The organism is Alteromonas naphthalenivorans, from assembly GCF_000213655.1.
Lineage (GTDB): Bacteria > Pseudomonadota > Gammaproteobacteria > Enterobacterales > Alteromonadaceae > Alteromonas > Alteromonas naphthalenivorans.
Genome location: NC_015554.1, coordinates 423,228 through 447,060, shown reverse-complemented (window position 1 = coordinate 447,060; position 23,833 = coordinate 423,228). Strand labels below are relative to the sequence as shown.

Annotated in this window: 23 protein-coding genes; 18 read left to right on the top strand and 5 right to left on the bottom strand. The window is 43.0% G+C overall.

Features of this window, described 5'->3' with window-relative positions; all coding sequences use genetic code 11:
- Positions 1-84: 84 nt before the first annotated feature.
- From aceK to AMBT_RS01870, 3 genes are all read left to right on the top strand, one after another.
- Positions 85-1,815 carry a bifunctional isocitrate dehydrogenase kinase/phosphatase gene (gene aceK / locus AMBT_RS01880; RefSeq protein WP_013782874.1) on the top strand — a complete coding sequence of 577 codons (1,731 nt, stop codon included), beginning with the start codon at positions 85-87 and terminating at the stop codon, positions 1,813-1,815.
- A 67-nt stretch (positions 1,816-1,882) separates the two neighbouring features.
- Complete coding sequence (locus AMBT_RS01875; RefSeq protein WP_013782873.1) at positions 1,883-2,566, top strand: winged helix-turn-helix domain-containing protein; 684 nt, start codon at positions 1,883-1,885, stop codon at positions 2,564-2,566.
- The gene (locus AMBT_RS01870) at positions 2,560-4,011 is read left to right on the top strand and encodes a sensor histidine kinase (RefSeq protein ID WP_013782872.1); all 1,452 of its coding nucleotides are present in this window, start codon (positions 2,560-2,562) and stop codon (positions 4,009-4,011) included. Before AMBT_RS01875 ends, AMBT_RS01870 begins: the two co-directional genes overlap by 7 nt.
- 40 nt (positions 4,012-4,051) lie before the next feature.
- On the opposite strand, the gene AMBT_RS01865 is transcribed toward AMBT_RS01870, so the two are convergent.
- Together AMBT_RS01865 and AMBT_RS01860 are read right to left on the bottom strand one after the other, a co-directional pair.
- Positions 4,052-4,600: a DUF3833 domain-containing protein gene (locus AMBT_RS01865; RefSeq protein WP_013782871.1), complete on the bottom strand. Its 549-nt coding sequence runs from the start codon at positions 4,598-4,600 to the stop codon at positions 4,052-4,054.
- Between the two features lie 239 nt (positions 4,601-4,839).
- The gene (locus AMBT_RS01860) at positions 4,840-5,391 is read right to left on the bottom strand and encodes a chalcone isomerase family protein (protein WP_232363175.1); all 552 of its coding nucleotides are present in this window, start codon (positions 5,389-5,391) and stop codon (positions 4,840-4,842) included.
- Between the two features lie 158 nt (positions 5,392-5,549).
- On the opposite strand from AMBT_RS01860, the gene AMBT_RS01855 reads away from it, so the two are divergent.
- From AMBT_RS01855 to nspC, 4 genes are all read left to right on the top strand, one after another.
- Positions 5,550-6,518, top strand: a complete 969-nt coding sequence (locus tag AMBT_RS01855) for a 1-aminocyclopropane-1-carboxylate deaminase/D-cysteine desulfhydrase (RefSeq protein WP_013782869.1) — start codon at positions 5,550-5,552, stop codon at positions 6,516-6,518.
- Positions 6,519-6,655: 137 nt separating this feature from the next.
- The gene (locus AMBT_RS01850) at positions 6,656-7,066 is read left to right on the top strand and encodes a hypothetical protein (RefSeq protein ID WP_013782868.1); all 411 of its coding nucleotides are present in this window, start codon (positions 6,656-6,658) and stop codon (positions 7,064-7,066) included.
- A 150-nt stretch (positions 7,067-7,216) separates the two neighbouring features.
- Complete coding sequence (locus AMBT_RS01845) at positions 7,217-8,419, top strand: saccharopine dehydrogenase family protein (protein ID WP_013782867.1); 1,203 nt, start codon at positions 7,217-7,219, stop codon at positions 8,417-8,419.
- A 29-nt stretch (positions 8,420-8,448) separates the two neighbouring features.
- Entirely contained in the window at positions 8,449-9,579 is a 1,131-nt protein-coding gene (gene nspC / locus AMBT_RS01840; RefSeq protein WP_013782866.1) for a carboxynorspermidine decarboxylase, read from the top strand.
- A 107-nt stretch (positions 9,580-9,686) separates the two neighbouring features.
- Here the strand turns inward: nspC and AMBT_RS01835 are convergent, their stop codons facing one another.
- Positions 9,687-9,950 (bottom strand): hypothetical protein, encoded by a 264-nt coding sequence (locus AMBT_RS01835; protein ID WP_013782865.1) that lies wholly within the window; start codon positions 9,948-9,950, stop codon positions 9,687-9,689.
- 113 nt (positions 9,951-10,063) lie between these two features.
- Positions 10,064-10,915 (bottom strand): 16S rRNA (cytidine(1402)-2'-O)-methyltransferase, encoded by an 852-nt coding sequence (rsmI, locus tag AMBT_RS01830; RefSeq protein ID WP_041452691.1) that lies wholly within the window; start codon positions 10,913-10,915, stop codon positions 10,064-10,066.
- A 139-nt stretch (positions 10,916-11,054) separates the two neighbouring features.
- Between rsmI and AMBT_RS01825 the strand changes: the two genes are divergently transcribed.
- From AMBT_RS01825 to AMBT_RS01785, 9 genes are all read left to right on the top strand, one after another.
- Entirely contained in the window at positions 11,055-13,037 is a 1,983-nt protein-coding gene (locus AMBT_RS01825; protein WP_013782863.1) for a penicillin-binding protein activator, read from the top strand.
- A 6-nt stretch (positions 13,038-13,043) separates the two neighbouring features.
- Entirely contained in the window at positions 13,044-13,385 is a 342-nt protein-coding gene (locus AMBT_RS01820) for a YraN family protein (RefSeq protein WP_041452467.1), read from the top strand.
- Positions 13,386-13,614: 229 nt separating this feature from the next.
- Positions 13,615-14,211, top strand: coding sequence for a phosphoheptose isomerase (locus AMBT_RS01815; protein ID WP_013782861.1), 597 nt, complete (start codon positions 13,615-13,617; stop codon positions 14,209-14,211).
- Positions 14,212-14,224: 13 nt separating this feature from the next.
- Positions 14,225-14,806 (top strand): BON domain-containing protein, encoded by a 582-nt coding sequence (locus AMBT_RS01810; RefSeq protein ID WP_013782860.1) that lies wholly within the window; start codon positions 14,225-14,227, stop codon positions 14,804-14,806.
- 43 nt (positions 14,807-14,849) lie between these two features.
- Entirely contained in the window at positions 14,850-16,205 is a 1,356-nt protein-coding gene (locus AMBT_RS01805) for an MFS transporter (protein ID WP_013782859.1), read from the top strand.
- A gap of 241 nt (positions 16,206-16,446) precedes the next feature.
- Positions 16,447-17,196 carry a hypothetical protein gene (locus AMBT_RS01800; RefSeq protein WP_013782858.1) on the top strand — a complete coding sequence of 250 codons (750 nt, stop codon included), beginning with the start codon at positions 16,447-16,449 and terminating at the stop codon, positions 17,194-17,196.
- 123 nt (positions 17,197-17,319) lie between these two features.
- Complete coding sequence (locus AMBT_RS01795) at positions 17,320-18,294, top strand: hypothetical protein (protein ID WP_202945450.1); 975 nt, start codon at positions 17,320-17,322, stop codon at positions 18,292-18,294.
- Between the two features lie 328 nt (positions 18,295-18,622).
- Positions 18,623-19,252: a hypothetical protein gene (locus AMBT_RS01790; RefSeq protein WP_013782856.1), complete on the top strand. Its 630-nt coding sequence runs from the start codon at positions 18,623-18,625 to the stop codon at positions 19,250-19,252.
- A complete protein-coding gene (locus AMBT_RS01785) occupies positions 19,249-19,692 on the top strand; it encodes a hypothetical protein (protein WP_013782855.1) in 444 nt (147 codons plus the stop codon). The genes AMBT_RS01790 and AMBT_RS01785 overlap by 4 nt, the downstream gene beginning before the upstream one ends.
- A gap of 539 nt (positions 19,693-20,231) precedes the next feature.
- On the opposite strand, the gene AMBT_RS01780 is transcribed toward AMBT_RS01785, so the two are convergent.
- Positions 20,232-21,218 carry a hypothetical protein gene (locus AMBT_RS01780; protein ID WP_013782854.1) on the bottom strand — a complete coding sequence of 329 codons (987 nt, stop codon included), beginning with the start codon at positions 21,216-21,218 and terminating at the stop codon, positions 20,232-20,234.
- Positions 21,219-21,438: 220 nt separating this feature from the next.
- On the opposite strand from AMBT_RS01780, the gene AMBT_RS01775 reads away from it, so the two are divergent.
- Both AMBT_RS01775 and AMBT_RS01765 read left to right on the top strand, forming a co-directional pair.
- Positions 21,439-21,795: a hypothetical protein gene (locus AMBT_RS01775; RefSeq protein WP_013782853.1), complete on the top strand. Its 357-nt coding sequence runs from the start codon at positions 21,439-21,441 to the stop codon at positions 21,793-21,795.
- A 793-nt stretch (positions 21,796-22,588) separates the two neighbouring features.
- Positions 22,589-23,581 carry a coiled-coil domain-containing protein gene (locus AMBT_RS01765; protein WP_013782851.1) on the top strand — a complete coding sequence of 331 codons (993 nt, stop codon included), beginning with the start codon at positions 22,589-22,591 and terminating at the stop codon, positions 23,579-23,581.
- Positions 23,582-23,833 lie beyond the last annotated feature (252 nt).

Sequence of the window (23,833 nt, the reverse complement as noted above, 5' to 3'; positions counted from 1 at the left end):
TACTTTAGAAGGTATATGCAGCCAAATATAAATACAAAGCACATTGCACTGCATTGAATATCACTTATTGTTTAAGGTTAAATTATGCTGGATGTAACCCTTTCTAAAAAAGTTGCTTATCAAATTCTTTCTCATTTTGATAAGAGCTATCGCTGGTTTACGCGAATTACTAGAGGTGCCCAATCGCGGTTTGAGCAAGGCCAATGGAAAGAAATTCAGCTCGCTTCAAAAGAGCGTATTACCATCTATGAACAAAGCCTTTCAGATGCCGTTGCCGATGTTTACCATTTAACCGAAGTTCATAAAAAAAATGACGAGTTTTGGCAAGACCTCAAGAAGGTTTTCGCACGACAACTTGAAGGCCACCCGCAATTTGAGCTAGCCGAAACCTTTTATAATTCTGTGATTGGACGTTTATTCAAACACCGCAAAATCGACAACAGCATGATGTTTGTATTGCCAAGTCGCTGCTTTTTACCCGGCCAAGACCGAGATAAAGTCATTCACAGCTTCGATACCACCACCACGGTACGCGAGATGTACGTGTCTATTTTCAAAATCTATCGCTACGGCATCCCTTTTGAAGATTACGAACGTGACATGCAAAACCTTGAAGAAGCACTTAGAAAGCGATTAACCACACAGCAATTGGCCAGTGTTCATACTGTGGAACTGCTAAAACCCACGTTTTTTAGAGGAAAATCGGCGTATCTTATTGGCAGAATATGCATGCCAGAAGAAACCCTCCCTTTTGTAATCTCTTTACAACGCAGTGATGAACACACCCTGTTTGTAGACGCATTACTCACGGACAGAAGTGATTTAAGCGTTATTTTCGGTTTTGCCAGAAGCTACTTCATGGCAGACACCCAAAACCCAGCAGAAGTGGCGGCGTTCCTTCAAGAACTATTACACAACAAAAAACACTTTGAGCTTTACATGGCGCTAGGTCATTACAAGCACGGGAAAACAGTGTTTTATCGTAATTTTCTCGATCATATGGATACCACCGACGATCACTTTGAGGCCGCGCCAGGCATTAGAGGATTGGTGATGATGGTGTTTCACCTGCCCTCTTACGGGGTAGTGTTTAAAATTATCAAAGATGAGTTTGCCGAAAGTAAGAAGATCACCCGAGAGCATGTTAAAGACTGCTACCGGTTAGTAAAAATGTCCGATCGTGTGGGACGAATGGCAGACACCCATGAATACGTTAACTTTCGCTTTCCCTTGTCTCGTATCGACCCTCTTTTAATCGAAGAACTTAAAGAAACCTGCGCTTCTAGTCTCGAATTTACCGATGACGAACTGGTCATTAAGCATTTATACATAGAACGTAAGATGACTCCGCTTAATTTGTATCTTCAACAAGAAGAAGATGAGGACAAAGTACGCAGCGCATTAAACGAGTTAGGGCTTTGTATTAAACAAATAGCCATGGCGAATATTTTCCCTGGCGACATGCTGCATAAAAATTTCGGTATAACCCGACATGGCAGAGTTATCTTTTACGACTATGATGAAATATGTTTAATGAACGAACGTCATTTTAGGGCGCTACCCAAATCAGATGACCCTTATGCGATGGACATGTTGTCGGTTGGTCCCAGCGATGTCTTCCCTGAGCAGTTTGAACATTTTATTGTTGGAAAACGGAAACTTAAGGATATTTTGAAGTCGTTGCATGGCGACCTAATGACCCCAGAATACTGGCACGAAGTTCAGGTGAAATGTGCTCGTGGGGACATTCAACATTTTACGCCATATAACGCTAATGTCCGTTTTAATAGGGGTGCTGATAGCAACCCAAAGTGATCGCAACACGATAGATTGTATGTATAAACACTGATATTTAACTCCATTAATTAGAAGTACCAAAATCATGAATGTGCTACTTGTTGAAGATGATCCCAAGGTTGCCGCTCACATTGAAAAAGGATTTATTGGTGAAGGGCACAGCTGCGTTGCGGCGCGTGATGGCGAAAAAGGCTTAGCTGAAGCTTTGTCCGATGATGTAGATGTTATTGTACTAGATGTAATGCTTCCCTTGTTAGACGGCTTTACCATCTTAGAACGTTTACGAAAAGATAACGTGCTTACCCCTGTGCTACTGCTTAGTGCGAAAAGCCAAGTAGAAGATAAAGTCCGGGGTTTACGTTCAGGCGCCAACGATTATTTAACCAAACCTTTTGCGTTTGAAGAACTACTCGCCCGTGTTGAAGGGTTAGCAGGAAGAGAACGTGAAAGCGGTGATAAAACACTTATCAAAGTGGGCGACCTCACGCTTGATCTTGTTAACAGGAAAGTACAACGCGGTGATACCGAAATAGACTTACAATCAAAAGAGTTCCAGTTACTAGAGTGCTTATTACGCCATCAAGGAAAGGTCGTTACTCGTAGCATGCTATTGGAGCAAGTTTGGAATTATCACTTCGACCCGCAAACCAATGTTATCGACGTGCATATCAGCCGTTTGCGTCAAAAAGTAGACAAAGCATTTAACGTCCCTCTTATTGAAACGGTAAGAGGCACGGGTTATAGAATTGCGGATCCGGTTGTGTGTTAGCAATAGGCAATTTCACCCGAAGCTCTAGTTTTCGAGTTGGGGTATTACTTACCTCGTTAGCGCTTGTTGCTATTTTATTTATCGTTTACTTCTGGCGTCTTGCCAGTAGTGACGTATTTATTCGTGAGGCAAGCGCTGCGGTTGATGCTGAAACTTATGCGTTTACGCTATTGCATGAGCAAGTGGGTATTGATGCGGTTATTAGTAACATTCAAGCGAGAACCACACCAAGCCTTTCGTCAGATTCGAACCTAACCGACACCTCCCACGCCTTAACGCCATCTCGTTTAATTGTGGTTCTTCGCGACAGCGAAAACCAGATAGTAGCAGGCAATTATCCAATGTGGCCTATTGCCATGGGTGAAAGTGTTGACGCTGGTACTCCCTTCACAAGCATTATTAAATTGCCCGTACTGAGCGGCGAAAAAGAGAGTATCGCGCAAGACAGCACCCGCTATTCCTTTTCTGAATCAACCAACAGCATTCTTTTCGAGGAAGTAAACCTAGAAGGTTATTCTTTGTTTGTTGGCCGGAATATCGATGATTTATACAGTGCACAGTGGTTAGGAAAAACGTTTGGTTGGATAATTATTGCCTTGCTATGCGTATTGGGTGCCATAAGCTTTGCGGTCGCACTTTACGTAGTTAAGCGTATTAACCGCATGGCACAAACTGCTGATTACATTATTCGTACTGGTAATTTAGAAGAACGCTTGGAAATAGACAGCAACTGGGATGATTTAAGTCGACTGGCTGTTGTGTTCAATCATATGCTCGATACCATTGAAAGTGCGGTGAACAATATAAAGTCGGTAAGCGACAGTATTGCCCATGACTTGCGTACACCGTTGGCACGCTTACGCAATAATTTAGAACATATTGGTGATGAGAAACTACGCCACGAAACTACCTACGAAGCTGACAAACTCTTAAATATGTTCAACAGTCTTTTGCGAATTAGCAAACTAGAAACGGTTCACAAAAAAGAAGGGTTTTGTGAAACCGAGCTAAGTGAAATGATTATTGATGTAGAGGATTTATATCAGCCATTGGCCGAAGACCGTGATATTAACCTAATTAGTCAGCTGTCAAAAGTTCAGTTCTACGGCGATCCAAACTTACTGTTTCAAGCAGTAGCGAATGTGCTAGATAACGCCATAAAATACACGCCTGATGGCGGAACCGTTACGCTACAACTTACCGCCACGTCTTCCCATGTGATTATCAGCGTGAACGATAATGGAAAAGGTGTTGATGAACATGAACTTGATAGTTTAGAACGTCGTTTCTTCCAAGCTGATAAAAGCAGAACCTGTGAAGGGAACGGGTTGGGGTTATCGCTTGTTTCGGCAATTATTAAACTGCACAAAGGTAAACTCTGGTTCGTGCACGACCCGCTTATGCAAGGTCACGGGTTGGGCGTAGTATTCACCTTCCCCCGTTAATGCTTTGATGGTAATGCTTTGATAAACTGTTAAATCGACACTAGCTTTGTTTCTGCATAAAAATAGTCACCTCAGCCATTACCACGCCAAATTTTCTAATGTATGAGCGGTTCATCATGGCGCTATCGTCAAATGCCCAAAACCAATCATCGAAGGTAACTGCATAGGTTGTATCATCAACCGGTAAGTCCATATTGTAATGAAAGTTAAATGCGTTGCCGTATGAACTGCCTGTTGCAGGGCCATCAATATCGCCCGCGTTGCCCACGTAGGTGCCATCGGCCTGTTTAACAATTTTCCACGTACGAGTTTTTGGCCCTTCACCTACCCCGTAGGTGAATGTTTCATCTAGCGTTAATGTACCGCCCTCGTTTTTACCTTCAATATCTACCACAAAGCGCTGAACCACTTCGCCAGAACGATTTTGTACTATGCCCCAAGCCCGAACGTTGCCAGCAAAAAATTCCTCAATATTAAACGTGGGTGAAACTTGTTTGTAAGTATTGCCATCTACCGATGTAGAACATCCGGCTACAAGAGTAAGGCAAGATAAAAGCCCGACTAATACCGTGCGCTGTATAAATTTCATAATGACCTCGATTTTGGTTTATATGGCTGCCTGCTTAGCGACTTATTTTTTTAATAAATATTTCGCCAAATGAATGCCGTTCACTGCGCTTGCTGTGCGCTTTTTGTTTATATAGGTTGATGCTTTAAGCTGATATTTTTAGCTAATATTTTTGTTTATAGTCTTTATTCTTGAGCTTATTTGATAAGCTTTTTAACGCGCTTAGAATCGCTGCCCATAATTAATAAAGAATGGGCTTATTACTTTTGTAACAAGGCCTTGCGTAATTTGGGTTCAGAGGTTTTTTCTGACAGCCAAATGTCGAAAAAAGACTGCGTGAAGTTTGTATCTTCAATAGTGCCAGCTAGCTCACCATTGATATAAAACTCACTGGCTTGGTCTGAGGTAGCCACACCGGTAATCACGTCACCGTCTTCAACATCGGGGAAAAGCGCCGCCATTTTGTCTCGCCATTCACTTAACATTGCTTCGTCGCTAATACCTTGCTTACGCATTTCATCTACTGAACGCTGTGCTATCTTTTTACCGTCTAGACTTCTTTGATAATCAAGCTTTAATGCAAAAGGAGCGTCAGACTGCCACTGTCCCTTCGGCGCATAGAGCGTAGCGTCGTACACGTCCCAAAACATATACGTAAACATTGCATTACCCACAACTTGCGCCTCGGGCACTTGTTTGGTGACATAATCAGGCACGCTTTGCGCCAGCACATTTTTCGACAAAACCACAAGTGATATTCCCAATACGATGACGAGCTTTAAAGTGGAATAACGACGTTGAAACATATACATGTACCTTCTTTATCTATCTTCTAGTTATACTGTTGGAATTGCCACATTGATCATTTGAATAGCTTGTTTTGAATTTTGAAAGTTTTGCTGATGCCCTATGTTTACCCTCGCCGCTAGAGCCCTTTGCGCCAGACTGGGAGGGGGCTGAACATGTATCAATGTTTGTTAAGCGGGACGATAAAATACATCCCATCATTTCAGGCAACAAATGGCGTAAATTAAAGTACGCGTTTGCTCTTTTGCCGCACCAAGAAATGGCTTTAAATTCGCAGGCGGGTTTACGCTCGGATTTGAAAACCCAGCTACCTTCCTCAGTAGTCAGTTTTGGCGGTGGGTTTTCCAATCATCTGCATGCTTTAGGTTATTTATGTCATCAGCTAAATGTGCCTTTTCACGCTATTATTCGCGGCGACTACACAAAACACCCCAGCCCAATGATTCAGGATTTAGTGAAATGGGGCGCTCAAGTTCACTACGTAAATAAAAAAACCTATCAGCAAAGGGATGAGCCTACTTATTTAGCAAGCCTACGAACTCAGTTTCCCGATGCGTTGATTATTCCTGAAGGTGGCAGCCAAATGGCGGCGCTAAAAGGCGTGCAAGAAGTCGTAAACGAAATAGATATCCCTTTCGACCGTATTATTGCTCCTGTTGCCAGTGGCGCGACCTTGGCAGGGTTAACCTCTGCATTATCACCCCACCAACACGCTATTGGCATTGGCGTATTAAAAGGAGAAGGATACCTAGAAGGACTCGTAGAAAAGTTTATTGAGCCGGGGCGGGCACTTAATCTTGCTCATACTTCTACACCCACTCATGCATCAGCCCTTAGCGCTCGCTCAAAAAGCCACTTCAGCATCAATCATGATTTTCATTGTGGTGGATATGGGAAAATACCCCCGTACTTGAAGACATTCTGTGAAAACTTCAATCGAACAATGCCGTTTGAAATTGAAGGGGTTTACTCTGGAAAGGTGTTTTGGGCACTTAAGCACTTGCTAGCCACTTTGGCTTCAACCAATGCCTCGACCAATGTAGGTGAAAAAAGGACAATTGAAAAAGGACAGACACTTATCATCGTTCACACTGGCGGAATTCAGGGTGCCAGAAAAAATAAAACCCCTTGATCTTATAGACCCACACATTCGTTTAACCTAATATCAAGGCTGTGGAAGGTGTATATCTAAAAGCACAGCCTGGTTGTATCTAGCTTCGCGTTACTCATAGCTACCGCTCAAACGCAATAACTGTTAGGAGATGCACCATGATAAAAGGAACAAGTAGCTTACCACCCCCTTTAAACATACTGGTTTCTAGGGCGCTCAAGTTATGCGAACTGGTACTTTCTACCAGTTCCGTTTTCTATCCCTTCGCGGCTATTTATGAAAATGGCAAAGTCGGTTGTTTGTTTAGCGAAGAAACCCATTATCGTATCGACGAAAGTCAGCTTATAGAGTGTTTGCAGTGGCGAATCATCGACACTACCACAGACTCTGAAAGTTACAGTATTCTCGTTTACGCCGCGACGGTTGAAACGCAAAAACACACTCGTTTAGATGCTATCGCCATCAGCGCTGCGTGCCCCAATGACGAGGAAAAACTTTTACTCTATCCTTATTATCGTGTGGGCGACAAAATTGTGGTTTCCCCTCCCATCAATACAATGCCAGAATAGGCGTTATCGCGTATAAATTGCGCTTATTCGTTTTCCTTGTGATTACGATGACTATTTTTTGTCGAACCTATGCTGTCTTTGCTTGCCAATTTGGTATCGTCTGCTAGCATTCAGCCCAAAATTCATTAGCTTATTTAGGGATTAATTATTATGTCTCGCGTTTTAATTATTGGTGCTGGCGGCGTTGCCTCAGTAACCGTAAAAAAGTGTGCACGTTTACCTCAACACTTTGACGAAATTTTTCTTGCCAGCCGCACTGTGTCTAAGTGTGAAGCCTTGCAACATGAAGTAGGTGCAGACCGCGTTAAAGGCGTATTCGCTCTTGATGCTGATAACGCCAAAGAAGTAGAAGCGCTTATTAACGATGTTAAACCTGACCTAGTAATTAACCTTGCGCTACCGTATCAAGACTTGCCTATTATGGATGCTTGTTTAGCAACCAATACTGATTACCTTGATACCGCAAACTACGAACCAAAAGACGAAGCAAAATTCGAATACTCTTGGCAGTGGGCTTACCAGCAGAAATTTAAAGACGCTGGCATTATGGCGTTGTTAGGCAGTGGTTTCGATCCAGGTGTAACCAACGTGTACACCGCTTACGCTGCTAAGCACTATTTCGACGAAATTCACTATTTGGATATTGTTGATTGTAATGGTGGTGATCACGGTCAAGCATTTGCTACCAACTTCAACCCTGAAATCAATATTCGCGAAATTACTCAACGTGGTCGTTTCTGGGAAAATGGCGAGTGGAAAGAAACCGATCCACTCAGCGTGCGTGAAGATTTGGATTACCAAAATATTGGTGTGCGCGCGTCATACTTGATGTTCCATGAAGAATTGGAATCTTTGGTTAAGCACTTCCCTACTCTAAAACGTGCGCGTTTTTGGATGACATTTGGTGATGAATACCTAACACACCTTCGCGTATTAGAAGGCGTTGGCATGACCAGCATTGAACCGATTGAATTCCAAGGCCAAAAAGTGGTGCCTTTAGAGTTCTTAAAGGCAGTTCTGCCCAACCCAGGTTCGCTGGCTGAAGGTTATACCGGCATGACCTGCATTGGTACTTACATTACCGGTATAAAAGATGGCAAAGAAAAAACCATTTTCATCTACAACAACTGTGAACATGCCAAGTGTAACGATGAAGTTGGTGCACAAGCGGTGTCTTACACCACAGGTGTTCCGGCCATGATTGGTGCAGCGCTAATGCTAAATGGCACTTGGAAAGAAAACGGTGTTTGGAACATGGAACAATTCGATCCAGATCCATTCATGGATATGCTTAACGAGCATGGCCTTCCATGGCATGTACTTGAGTGTGATAGCAGCCCATTCACTAAGTAATAGAACACTGTAACTGGAGCAAATAAAGGTTGGCAGACTTAACGCAACGAACAGATATCCCTTCTCCTTGCTATGTGCTGGAAGAGGAAAAACTCATCCGAAACCTTGAGTTGATGAAGCGTGTACAAGACGAGTCAGGCGTTAGAATTATTCTGGCTTTAAAAGGGTTTTCAATGTGGTCGAGCTTCGACATCATTAAACCTTATTTACATGGCGCAACCGCAAGTTCGGTATGGGAAGCCAAATTAGCCGCTGAAATGGGTAAAGAAGTCCATGCCTATTCTCCTGCGTATAAAAAGGCGGATATAGAAGAGCTGGCTACGCTGGTGAATCACTTGTCGTTTAATAGTCTGTCACAATGGCAAACTCACAAAGATGCGCTTGCGGGCGTGTCTCTGGGTTTGCGTATTAATCCAGAGCATCAAGAAGCAGATACCCCGCTTTACGACCCCGCAGCGCCGGGGTCGCGATTGGGGCTTCGAGTAAGTGAGCTCGAAGGGGTAGGTTTATCGGGCATTGACGGTTTCCATTGTCATAACTTGTGTGAGTGTGACTCATTTGCTACCGAACGTACGCTTAAAGCAATAGAGGCACGCTTTGGCGATTACCTAGGTCAGTTAAAGTGGTTAAACTTAGGTGGCGGTCACTTGATGACTAGCGAAGGTTACGATGTTGACCACCTGATTAAAACCCTTAGCGATTTTAAACAGCGCTACCCGCATTTAGACGTTATCTTAGAGCCGGGCTCTGCCGTCGCGTGGCAAACAGGGCCGCTAATTGCTGAGGTCGTGGATGTAGTAAACAATGATGGTGATATTGCCATTTTAGATATTTCAGCCACGGCGCACATGCCTGATGTACTTGAAATGCCTTATCGGCCGACGATTTTAAATGCAGCGTTACCTGGCGAGAAAGCCTACGACTATCGCTTAGGTGGAAATTCCTGTTTAGCCGGTGATGTTATTGATACTTACTCGTTTGATGCGCCATTAAAAGCCGGCGATCGGGTTCAGTTTGAAGACATGATGCATTACACCATGGTGAAAACATCATTCTTCAACGGCGTTGAACACCCCGCCATTGGTATTTTACGTAAAAACGGTGAGTTCGAAATTGTTCGCCAATTTTCTTACGAAGACTTTAAAGGCCGCTTGTCGTAAGCAGTAGATAGCGCCTTTTAACTAAAAAATAAATGCCCGCTGCGTTAACGCCAGCGGGCATTTCTATTTATGACGTTTGAATACAGCGTAGTGGATAAAAACCTATTTTATAAAATGCCTGTACCGTTAAGATTCTGGCTTTTATCAACCGTGCCTTCCGCGATAACCGTATCATCAAGATAAATAGCAAATGGCGTACCTTCAGGGCCAGTAAGATTATACCGAAACCCATGCATTTCATCGGCTAAGGCTAACTTCACCTGCGTATTAGGGTGAATTAAATCGTACTCGCCGGAATCGCCGGATTTACCAAAAATATCGACAACCCATTTACCCTCTGGCATCTCAATTTTCAAAACTTGCTGACTCATAACTATCCTCCAACCTTACACTTAACGTGATAAGCGATAGTGCAAAATGCGCTAAGCCTATTGTGTGTTAACTATATTGTTTAGATAGGTACCCTTAACCCATAGGTCTGAGATCAATCAGCGTCTTTCGCACCTTTTGCGTCTAGCCCAGCTTGGTACAAGGCATTCTTTTTCAAGTCATAATGCTCAGCCACCACTGCTGCGGCTTTCTTTAATGGCATGTGGTCACATAACGTGGTTAAAAGCGACATGGCTTCAGCCGATATTTCAGATAAATTCACTTGAGCTGGCGACACCATCACCACGAACTCACCTTTTTGGTGGGCTGCGTCTGCTTCTAAATAATCAATAACATCACCCGGCGTACCACTCACATAGGTTTCAAAGGTTTTGCTAAGCTCTTTGGCGACCACTATGTGTCTGTCTCCTAGCACACGGGCAATGTCTTTCACTGTGGCTAAAATACGGCGCGGTGCTTCATAAAATACGCTCGTGCAAGTACGCGCTTTTAGTTCGGCAAGTTGGTTGTCTTTAGCTTGTGTTTTTACCGGTAAAAAGCCTTCAAAAATAAATCGGTCTGTTGGCAGCCCAGAAGCACTTAACGCGGTAATAGCGGCACATGGGCCTGGCAATGCGATAACAGGAATACCTTCTTCTCGGCAGCGCCTAACAAATACAAAACCAGGATCGCTAATTAATGGCGTGCCCGCATCGCTGATTAACGCCACAGATTCGCCGTCTTTTAAGCGCTGTACCAGCATCGCGGTACGTTTATCTTCATTGTGATCATGCAGCGATAAGGTACGTGTAGAAATACTGAAGTGCTGTAACAACCGAGAGCTGTGTCGTGTATCTTCCGCAGCAATCCAGTTAACCTGTTTTAATACCTCGATAGCGCGGGCGCTAATATCATCAAGGTTGCCGATAGGTGTAGGAACGATATACAAGGTGGCGAAATTGGTCATATAAACAATAAAAATAACGAATAATAAAGAAAGTGTACCACGCCATTGGGCTAGTTTACGTCGGCAAACGTAGATTTTCATCGTGGTTAGGATAAACTTGCCGCTACTTGCCGTTAAACGAAGTGAAAGGAAACAGACTGTGGGTCACATTGGACATTTTACAAAGCGCATTACCTTTGCAATGGCGACAGCCACCAGCGTGCTATATTTAGCAGGCTGCGGGAGCACACCTGAACCCACCTCGGCACCTAAGATTATCAATACTGAGCCGGTAGAAGCGCCAGTAAAGCAACATATCACGCCAGAACACAAGCTGGTAGAAGCCAAAAAAGTATGGCTTCAAACTCGAGATAAAGTGAAGCGAGATACCTTACTACTAGATGCAGTAGGCCTTTATATCGCGCAAGACGATACTATTTTAGCGCAGCAAATCTTGTTTGAAATGAAACAAGATGGTGTAGCTACCTCATTGCAAGATAGCTACGCCATACATGTTGCGATGGCATATCAGAACGACCCTTCTTCATCACCGGCACAACTTACAGCAATGCTGGAAGATGTGAATACTAGCCCTGCCCTTGTTGCCAAACTGGCGGCGCTGGAAGCAGACCTTTATGCCAAGCAAGGTTTGTGGGCTAAAGCGGCCAATAGCGTTTTGTCTACCGAGCTAGAAGACGAACAAAAAGTTGCTAAGGTTTGGTCATTATTAAACCAAATACCTAGAGATGAACTTGCGCAAAGTGAAAACCAGTACCCTGAGCTGCAACCCTTCTTTGCCCTTCGTCAATTAACCATTGAAAGTGCGCGAAACCCGCAGCAATTGAATCGGTCAATTGCGCAATACCAACAGGTTTATGCAGGCCATATGTTGGCACAGCATTTACCCAAGGATGTTGCCTTAGCGCAGGCACTAACTGCCCCTCAAATTCGCGAACTCGTCGTGCTACTGCCGTTAAGCGGAAGATTGGCGGCTACTGGTGAAGCAGTGAAGGATGGCATTATGGCGGGCTATTACCAACAGCTTCAACGAAGCAGCAACCCAAATAGCTTGCCTGCCATTCGGTTTGTAGATACCACCAACGCCGATACACAAACCATGGTCGCCGCCATTGGCGACGCTAAATTTATAGTGGGTCCGCTACTAAAAGAAACCGTTGAGCAATTAATACCAGCGTTACCCCCTGGCGTAAACATGCTAGCGTTAAACCGCCCAGACGAAATGCCGACAATTTCAGAGAGCTCAGCCTCAGTAAACTCTGCGCCTTCAAACTCAAAGCCTTTAATCCCAGAAGCCGTTAACGCTGAATCTGAAATGCCTTCCAGCGCAGCACCGGCCGTTAATTATTTCGCCCTTGCGCCGGAAGATGAAGCAAATCAGCTTGCAGAGTTTATTTATAGTAAAGGCTTTAGAGCCCCTATCGTTATTGCGGCACAAAGTAACTTGTACCAGCGTATGAACGATGCGTTTAAATCCCGTTGGAACACCTTGCACGAACAAGAAGCGCAAGCCCGAAAGGCCAATATTACCTCAGTAACGTTCAACGATAGTGAATCGTTACGAGAAGGTATTACCCAAGCTTTAGATGTAGCGCAAAGTAATCAGCGTATTAACCAAATTGAATACATGACGAACGAAGAAGTCTACAACATGCCCCGCAGCAGGCGAGACATTGATGCCATTGTTGCATTCGCGTCGCCGCAAGATACCGAACTTCTTAACCCCATTATTGAAGCGAGCTTAAACCCGTACGATGGAAAACAAGTGCCTGTTTATGCGACCTCTCGTTCAATGGACTACAACAGTGGCAAGAACCAGTGGCGTGATTTACAAAACGTTCGCTTTATCGACATGCCATGGATGATGCCAGACCATAAATGGCAGCAACTTGCTCAAGAAACCAAGCAAACCTGGCCCGATCGCAGTACATTGCAAAATAGACTATTCGCCTTTGGTGTAGACGCTTACGAATTACTTCCTCAATTAGGGATGTTAAACACCCTGTCGTACATAACATTCGACGGGTTAACCGGCACCCTTACACTGAACAAAAACAGCGAAGTAGAACGAAACTTACCTCAAGCCGTTATTCGTAACGAGCGCGTGCAAATGCTAATGGAGTAAATAACATTGTCCGTATTGCAAGGGAATGCAGCAGAAAACAAGGCTGTTGATTACTTAGAGGAACAAGGGCTTACATTACGTTGTCGTAACTACCGAACTAAACGTGGTGAACTTGATATCGTTATGCAAGATGGTGACACCATTGTTTGCGTAGAAGTGAAGTTTCGCAAACAATCGCAGTATGGTCACGCTGCCGAATTTGTCACAATGAAGAAACTTCAACGAATTCAGGCTGCGTTTGCGTTCTATTTGTTAGATAATAAGCTTAATCCCGCGTCTACCCCATTACGCATAGACGTTATCGCCATTGACGGAAGCGACCTTCAGTGGCTTAAAAATATTGGATAAGCCGCGCGTAGCTGTTAGGTATGCTGGTGAATAGGTGTAGGTAGTACTTAGGCTGTAGTAAACCCTCCGCCGCACGGATGCGGCGGCGGAGCTCCCATGGATGGGTTCACAGCGGGTTTACGGAAGCCTAAGTACTGACTGCGCCAAATTCTCAAGCCATACCTCCTACAGCGTGATGTGCACTCATTATTGAGATTGCTTGATATCCTGAAATGCAGAGAAAAGAAGTATGATTGAACAAATTAAAGCGAACTTTACTGAAAGTATTCAAACCAAAATTGCTGCATCTGAAATTTTGCCTGAATCAATTGAAAAAGCAGCCATGATGATGGTTGAAGCGCTAATTCGCGGCAATAAGATTTTAAGCTGTGGTAATGGTGGTTCAGCAGGTGATGCACAGCATTTTTCTTCTGAAATGCTTAACCGCTATGAGCGCGACCGCCCTAGCCTTCCTGCTATTGCGTTAAGTACTGATACTTCTACTATTACCTCAATTGCCAACGATTATAGCTACGACGAAATTTTTGCTAAGCAAGTGCGTGCTTTAGGTCAGTCTGGCGATATTTTGTTTGCTATATCAACCAGTGGTAACTCACGCAATGTAATAGCCGCCATGGAAGCTGCTTTATCACGCGATATGACCATTGTTGCCCTTACCGGAAAAGACGGCGGTGAAATGGCAGGTTTCTTAAGCGAGCACGATGTTGAAGTGCGTGTGCCTTCTAACCGCACTGCCCGTATTCAGGAAGTTCACTTGTTGGTTATTCACAACTTATGTGAATGCATTGATGACAGCTTATTCCCAGCCGACCTTGGAGACGAATAACGTTTACCCATTTATGAAACGAGTTAAAACGTTAAGTATTACCCTTGTATCACTACTTTTTGTAATGCAATTACAGGGCTGCGTGGTAGCGGTTGGTGCTGCGGGTGCCATGGCAGCAAAAGTGGCGAACGACAGACGCACCGTTGGGACTCAACTTGATGACCAAAACGCAGGTCGCTCTGTAGCTTATCAGTGGTCTAAAAGTGAAGCGCTTAAAGAGCAAACCAATCTACAAGTAGATATGTATAACGGCATTGCTTTGCTTACTGGCCAAGCCCCCACGCAAGCGTTAATTGATGAAGCGGTTAGACGGGCTCAAGAAGTCGATTACCTTAAGAAAATACACAATCAAATTCGCATTGGCGAGCCTATTGGCGCGGGCACCCAAGCCAACGATATTTGGCTAGCCTCAAAAGTCCGCACCAAGATAGTGGCCGATGAACGCGTGCCTGCATTGCAGGTTAGGGTGGTAGTGCAAGACTCTGAAGTGTTCTTAATGGGCCGATTAACCAATGCAGAAGCTAATGCCGCTGTAGATATCGCAAGGAACATAACGGGTGTAGCCCGCGTAGTGCGCGCATTTGAGATCATTTAGTCGCGATACCGCAACGGCCCTACTGGTTGCTGGGGCCTTGTTTATGGAAATTCTGGATGCCACGGTGATCACCACCGCGCTTCCCGTTATTGCTGCTGATTTTGGCGTGCCAGCAACCCAGCTTTCTATTGGCGTTTCTGCCTACCTTGTTGCCGTTACCTTTTTTATTCCGCTAAGTGGTTATGTTGCCGACAAATTTGGTGCCCGTAACGTTTTTATGGCTGCCATTATTATTTTTGTGGTGGCATCAATACTGTGTGGCATTAGCACTAACCTAACTAGCTTTACCTTGTCTCGCATTATGCAGGGTATTGGCGGCGCCTTAATGGTGCCCGTAGGCCGTTTAGTGGTGCTGCGAGACTTACCCAAAGAAAAGCTAGTTAAAACCGTGGCTATTATCACGTGGCCGGCGTTAAGTGCCCCTATTCTTGGCCCTGTATTAGGGGGGTGGATTGCCACCCACTTGAGCTGGCAATGGATATTCTTTATGAATGTGCCATTAGGTATATTCGCGCTTATTGCTTCCGCTTATTTGCTTGAGAACTTCACCGCCAATGTAGGTAAGTTTGATGTGGTAGGTTTTCTGCTAACCGGCATTGGCTTTGCCTCTTTTATGGCCGGTATAGAACTATTTGCTGGTCACAGCACCTCCACCCTATTGGGCGCTGTGGTGACCGTGTTTGGGCTTTTACTATTGTTAACTGCAGTATTTCATATTCGCCGTGCTGATAAACCTTTGTTTTCTTTTGAAGCTATGCAGTTTCGTACCTTTCGACTGTCGATGTACGGCGGCTCGGTGGTACGTATTGCCCTAGGCAGTGCGCCGTTTCTGGTGCCGCTTATGCTGCAATTAGGTATGGGTTACTCGCCGGTAGAAGCGGGCACATTATTACTATGGCTATTTGTAGGCAATATTGCCATTAAGCCAGCTACCACATGGATAATGAACACCTTTGGCTTTAAGCGGGTGCTTATCGCAAATGGCATTATGATCTCACTGGGTTTTGTGGCGCTATCGCTAATTACTCAACAAAGTTCATCGGTTGTGATTGCGGTTATCTTATTTGTTAGCGGTGTGAATAGGTCGATGCATTTAACCTTACTAAACACTATCGCCTTTGCTGATGTGCCAAAAGATAAAATGCGCGATGCCAATACACTGGGTGCAATACTCATGCAAATGAACCGTGGCATGGGGATCACCATTTCTGCGCTTATGCTGGCCGTTGCTTCACTGATGGTGGGTAATTCAAGTAGTGATCCGTCGCTTATCAACTTCAAAATTGCTATGGCGATGATGGCAGTAGTTGCGCTGCTTAGTATTACCGACAGCCTAATGTTATCAAAAACCGATGGTGACTCAGTTTTAAAAAAGCGACTTAAAAAGCAGGTGAGTTGAGGTAGCACGGGTAAGTGCTACTGTTCAGATAAAGCGAATGACTGTGTTTAGCAAGGGGTTATCAGGGATTTAAACCTACACTTCAATAACCGAATTAACTATACCTGACAGTCCGTTGTGTACGTGAAGCGGACATTTCCTATACCCCAAAAAAAAGAGAATATGGTTTTTCTGTAGGATCGGGTGTTACTATGAAGTCTTAATAATAAGCTGTTAGGCATCTTCAGTTTTCAGGAGCAGTATGCAAGTATCTAGACGAACAAAATTCTCATTAGCACAACTTTTAAGTGTTGTTGATAGCCCGACTGCATATCTTATTTTTGATAAATTTGGCTTTGAACCACAAGAAGTTTCTTCACCCGCTGGCATTAGTAATGAAATAACGTCTGCAGACGAGCAAACTCTTTCAGAGTTGATTATTGAAGTAATCGAGACCAGTAGAACTCTAAGAAACTATACGTCCCCAAAATACAAATTTGATGACCAATTTTCAATATTGGAAAAATCTTTATTACTTGATGGATACTTAATTGAAGATAAATCAATTAAAGCATTAGACCCAAATTTTATCGGGTTTGACCCAGTTGAAGATGCACTAATAAATGAACTTGAAATTTCATCCTTACAAAATAAGGTAGGAATAATACGTTCAGTAAAAGCATCAGCTGATGATTTTGTAAAAGCACAACCAGATTACAATGGCAGTTTAACTAATATTCGTATTGCACTTGAAACGCTTGTGAGAGAAATAGCACTAGAAAAAGGTTTTACTACAGCAAGAGCAGGCAACACTTGGGGACCATCATTAGGGTATCTGAAAACCAATAACTTTATAGATCAGAAAGATGAAAATGCTTTGGCGTCCGTGTACACATTTATTAGTAATGGCTCGCATATCCCATTCGGTTTTACTGAGGCTGAAATTGTTCGTCTAGGTCGAAACATGTGCACTTCAATGTGTTATTTTGTTATCAAGAAGTACAATGCCTAACAAGGCAATGAGAACGGACGCATTACGGCTGTCACGATTCTTGCAAAAAAAAGCCAGTAAAAACAGCGCCCACTTACGCGCCATTTATTGCGGCGTTAACCTCCCCCTTAAATTATGGCAAAAATGCAAAATCTATACTTATCGTTAAACGGTATTCCAACAGAAGCGCCTGAACAATCGGGGAAGTTATACTTTGCACGTGACCCCCAAGGGGCTTGGTATCCAAATCAAGGCAATCGCCTTTATGAGATAGACAGCGCTTGCGTTCGCCTCCATGATGCTCTCGCTCAGCGAGTTTTCGGTAGCTTGGATAGCTTTTATAATTTCCTGATGACTGCCCCCGAATTTTTATCGACCGCAGGGATGAATTCAGAAGCTCCTGTTTCAAAAGATGTATTCAACCAATTATTGGAAAAATTTCCACCAAGCTTTCCGGTAAACAAAGCGCTTTACCTTTTTGACTGTCGAAAGCTCGTTAGCGGAGTGCAGGAGTGCAGTAAGGAAGTGATGCAGTTACAAGGAGAGTTTTATCAGGCCTTGAATCTAGAGGAACTGTTTTTTCCAGAGATTAAAGAGGAAGATGGAGTTCGGTATGTAACCTCGCCGGTTGTTACAAAGATATATGCGTTACTTGGGTTTACTTATATCAGAATGCATAGTCTTCTTGACTACGTGACAAAACTAGCTATCGAATTTGAGTGTTTGAAAACACAGTTTGATTCTTACCCACGTTTAGCCTCGAAGAATTCGCTTTATAGCGACCGTAAGAAAATTTCGCTCAATAACCGGGCTGGTACTTTGTTTGAGAAATGCCCACTCCTTACGGAAGTTGAAACAGTTCGTAATCATTTAATCCATAACGGTCTTATAGATGATATGCCCAAGGTATACCGGGTGATATCAAATGGTGAGTGCGTAGAAAAGTTTCTGCTCTTCCCTGACCAAGACGAACAAGGGCGATTTGATTCGTTCAAGAATCGGACTTTGTTCTATGGTAACGAAAATAAGATTAACCTTCGCCTCCCCAGTATTACAGAAGAGTTTCAGGAGCGGCTGTTATCTACGCTAGAACTGCTAGTCGAAAAAGTGCTAATCTAGGATGTAAAGCTGGTGTAAAAGGAGGCTAACAAGCGCATGTTGTAGGACTGGTTTTCCGATGCCCTCCATACTAGCCGCAATGTGGGCATTAACCATCAAGGAAGGATATGAGTACGAAATCGACATCATTCGAGCTTTTTAGATATCAGATTTTGCCAATCGATAGATTTCTTCAGGGTAATTTATTGACTGGAGTTAGTTCGATCAAGGAACTAATTTCTCGGAAGAACGAGTTTTTTCAGAAGCCATCCATGGAACGAAAAATTACTCTGATAATAGGCATGAGACGATAACGAAGAAACTTTACGAAAAAGATGATTTCTTCCTTTTGAGAATTGCTCACAATAGATCAATTCATCGCGAAACCAAAGATTTTCGCGATGAGGTCATAGATAACTGGCCATCCATATTGGTCGCAATATGGAATGATCCTGAAAAGCAGTTCATTGCAGTCCAACGAAGATCTACTGCATTCTCGTCCTGCGAAGTGGTTGTTAAAATGATTATTAACTCCTTATCACCTCAATTGAGTAATCACCACCTACGTGCGATTCATGAGCCATTATTTGAAAAACAACAATTTTGGTCTCTATTGCACCAGTATGAGGGTAGAATCAAATCCGTAGAGTTTGAAATAATAACTCCGAACATGGCAAACATATCTGGCTCACTATCAGACGATCTAAAAGATTTCGCAAAGGCAACTAATTCAGCGAAAAACAAATTAAAAATTGAGTCTGATCCAGAAGCGCCACTTCATCTTGTGGAAAACAATCGCACGTTGCAAGGCCTTGTCAACTATAGTAGTGAAGGTGGCGGAAATATCTCCCTAAAAATCGATGGCGTTAAAAAACTCTACCATACATCTAAAACGGTTAAAGAAATCCAGCTTGGAGATATGGAAATACAGGGTAATGCAGAAGAAGTGGTTTCGGTGATAAAAGAATTTCTTAAATGATTAAACAGGTATTTACTACATCATTTATTTCTTTAGGAACTGGCTTTTTAGTAGAGCTATTAAATGTTTGGCTAGGCTCTAAATTTCTTTATGGCTTTTTCGAATCTAGCCTAGTAACAATACTTGTGGCACTACTGGCTGTCAACGCTGCCACAATGGGAATTGTACTAACCAAAATGCGTGACCTTATAGATAAAAATGGTAATGCAGAGGCGTTCAAGAAAACAAGAACCAATATGCTACTATCTATAAAAGAGCAAATCGGCTTAATCATACTCGCAACAATTGTTTTGTCCGTTAAGTCTGCTCCGGTAATTCAGACAATCGAAAATATGCCTTTGCTCTTCAACTCTATAGTTACTGGCATATTTGTTTATGCGTTGCTAGTGCTATATGACACGGCGAAAGGCGTTTTGGTTATAGTTGACTTCAATGGTTAACAGCTTGCCGCATGCCTTAACAGACAGCTACTTTCGTATTTTTGCATGTCGCTGCGCTGGATGTGCCGGTGAGCAAAGCGTTGAAAGTCCGCTCCTTGTCTCAATATGCCTCTGACGCTGTTGGGCGGCTCCGTACGTAAAACCGGCTTTGGCTCATTGCAATTTTTATCGAGGCTACGAGTGAATTGCAGACCATCACTGGTGCTTCTGCGATGGCCTGCTGAATACAATAAGCGAAGCTTGATAAATTCCCTCAACTGGAAGCTAGTAGGTGCTTTGAGGTGTGTAATTCTTAGAAAGGCAAAGCAGCCATTTAATTTCGCTTAAGTAACGAGAAGTAAATGACCAACTAGCAATGAATGAGTGGCAAAATTTAGCGAGCCACTACACTGGGATGTGTTTTTGCAAGTCACCTATGAAAAACGCGATTAGCTATTGAGCGGCTTCAAGTAATATAACAGAACAGCGCATTACCCAACGTTTACATTGGTCTTTACTTGAAGAGCTTTTTAGCTGTGCAAGAGAAACTCTGGTTCTATCTATTGTACTTTCCTAATTTGATTTTTTGAGGATTCAACAATCGTAAAAATCTGGTCACCGACCTTTAGAGGGACTTGCGCCCATGCAAACGTGCGTGGATCGCCTTCAATTTTCAGACCAGATTGTTCCAACATTTGCTCAATATTAATTTTAAAAGCCTGCTCTTCGAAGCCTTCTAAACGACGGTTAGGATCACCTCTGAAGTGATGCAAACCGGAGATAATCAAATCGCTTTGGCGCTGTAACTGATCTTTTGGTATCAGCACCACCGCAAACAATCCCCCTCTATAATCGCGAGAAACTGAATTGCGAGCAGGCACTGCTTCCATGGGGTCAATGAGGGCTTTAATGGCACCAGCAAGGGCATTTTCTTTCTCGTTGGCATAACAATCCATCAACTCTTTGTAGAATTGCGATTCACGATCGAACTGTATGGACGCTGTCGGGGCTTGACGGTTCGGCCAACATTTCGGTAACAAATCCCTTCTAAAGTTAATATATTGATTTATAAGGTGATCTATTCGGTGTTTTACGGCCTCTACAGAAGCTTGATTTTGACTAGGAAAGGCAGATAACGTGACCGGATTAAATCCGTAACCTCGATGCAAAGCACTAGCTAGCTCTTCTGTGGTAATGGCTTTTAAGTCAATAAAGGTAATATCAACATCCAGAGGTAAGCCATTTGAAGCCTTTTGTACCGTAACTGTGAATTCCACATCAACAGTCGCATTGTCAGGAATTTCACCAAAGACAGCGTGGATGATTCTTCTGGCTTCAGCACGTTTTTGAGGGTCTGAGCTATGATACTCATCGATATAGATACCAAACTGATTAATCGATAGTGATGCCGTTCTTGTAGACGCTTTGACGTCCTCACCAAGTTTGTCTACCGTCTGCCTAAGTGTTTCGATTTCACTTGAATAATCGCAGGCTGTTAAACCTGTAGAGATAACTAAAATCAAAATAGCCGATTTTAGACTTTTCATAAATCATTCCTTCGATGCCCTTTTACTCTTAATTTGCCAACAAAGATGACTTCATGCAATGATTATTATTTGTACAAACAGCAGCAAGTTCCAAACAACCTTCTGTTAAAAAAATGCCCTTTGTATACGCTATGATTTAAGAAACAAACGCTGTTCATTTAAAAATATTGAGAATTCTCAGCTAAATTTGATATTGATTTATCAATAAGGAAACCGCTAGATGAAAAAAATAGTTTGTATAGTTTTGTTATCTTTACCACTAATTACTAATGCAAATCCTGAAAACTATCCGATGTGTAAGTCTGTTGATAAAAATTGGTCATGGTTTAGTGATCACGCTGTTAGCTCAATAAAATATCATGTTGTTGTGGAAACAGGAGCAAAAGTCATAGTTGGCACAGGTATGAAAGTAGTTGGTAAACCTCGCGGTTCAATAATAACTATTGTAGGAGAGGAGATAGTTAACGCATACGGTATTGGGAGCATTCACATTCGAAGCACTGAAGAATCACCGGTAAAAGTTTGCGTAAACTCCGGCGAAGCTGTTCCTATCACTATTATTAGAGAATACTTCTAGTTACCACAAGAACTGATTCATTTTAATAATACGAATATCGAGACATAAATAAAAGGTTGTATTTATTGCAGGTATTGAGGTGCTTCTCACTGCTTATCTTTGCGTTTAAAGAACAAATTTTATGACAACAGTAGGCACATCGGGACTAAAGTTGAGTAAACAACATTTAGCCATTGGAGGGCTGCTACATGAACAAAGTAATCGTTAAAATAACTTAATCTCTACGTCCGGAAATGGCACAAATCGAAGTCTAGAATTTCAAATCTGAAGGTCCGAATCTTGTCTCAAGATGCCTCTCACACTGTGAGACTGAAACGTACGTGGGAAGGACCTTGGAGCACTAGTTGTGAGCGACAGATAACAAGCGAGACCTGTTTCAACAATCAAGGCGCCATGCTGTGACAGCGTTCAGGCCGTATCTGTAAAAAAATGCACCTACCTCATTCCTTAATTGTGAAAGACTAGCAAACATCAATCCACTAATCTTAGATGTGCTTACATGAGGCACAACAGTCATGTTGCTAGGCTTGTGCTTGTTGGTACCGTCACTTTTGTCTTCAAGATACATCGTAAAGTATACGTTGAGCAGTGTTTTCATAAGGCGAACTCGTAAATGGGTATAGGTCTATTATGCCCAAAATTGTCATCCCACAAGGCCAAGCGAAGGCTTAACAGCGTGTCCACGATAAGAAATAATGACGTGCATGCTTTAGAGTATTTGTAGAAGCCGTGTGTTAAGTTGTCACGATAGAAACACTCCAGAATTTATAACGTTTAACAAAGGGATGGGTATATGCGTTTATTAGTTTTAGCTTTTTTTCTACTGATGTCGTTCCAATCGCATGCAGCGAGATTAACCTGTAATGCAGAAAAATTAAGTTTTAGTTTTGGTGGCTCGAACACGATAGACTTCCTTCAAACGGCCATGAAATATCAAGACTTTGATTTCACAAGCGTCAAAAATGTTGGTGATATGCAGAAGGTCGTGAAGCACAAGAAAGCGCTTAAAAGTATGTACGACATGTATAAAGACTCACCTTTCATCTGGGGCGAGACTTACCAAAAAATGCTTCCACTTTGTGATGAGAATCAGAAGAAAACACTCTTCGCAAAAGCTTTTACGTATTATGAAAACCGCTGGAGAATGAACTCTCATTATGACCCTGTTGAACGAGAAGAATTTTCAGAGTATCTGTTTGAATTTGAAATGGCTGGACACACTAAGAGCAAGTTCTTTCATATAAGAAGCTATGAACATTTCATGTCTATATTTGAGGCCGCTATACAGAGCATAGAAAATAATACCGACACAATGCGAGCCGCTTTAAAAAGCAAGCGAGAAAATGAAAAGCAAGAAATACAAGAGATGGAAAATGAAGCGAAGGAAATGGATCGTTTAATCGCAGAGCAAAAGGCCGCCAACGAAAAGAAAAGGAAAATGCAGGAAGAAATAGCCGCGAAGCAACGTGAATTGGACCTTCTTAAGAATCAGAGCTTTGAAACGTCTCAATCAACGAACAAACAACGCGGTCACTCAACAAGCAGCAATGTTGGAAATAGAACGATTAAGCCAAACAGCGTGATATGCATGAGTGAAAGTGCCTATGACCGACAAATGCAAGCGCTCGCACAAAACGACCATAGATTATTTTCAGGTTGCACCGTTAATGAGAGAGCGGTTAAAGGCTGGTTCGATGATATAAGCATGTTTAGCGGCACTTGCACTTTGCTAAGCTCAGATAGAAGCCGAAAGATGTGGGTTAATTGCGAGAGCGTGCAAGACTGATAATACAGTGAAGCAGAGGCTCACTCCGTGGGCTTTGGTAACGGCGGTTGCAAGCAATATATAGAGATCAACAAGCCATGGCATTGAAAATGCTCACTTTTGGCGGAGATGCGAGAGAGTTTCCAAGGACAATATAAAATTTGCTTGAATAGACGAAAAGAACTGGCTTTTGCTCGTTGCGTGCGAACTTCAGCCGGCTATATTTCAATGCTCAGCTGTACTAGCTCAGCAAAGCGTTACGAACTGCTATTT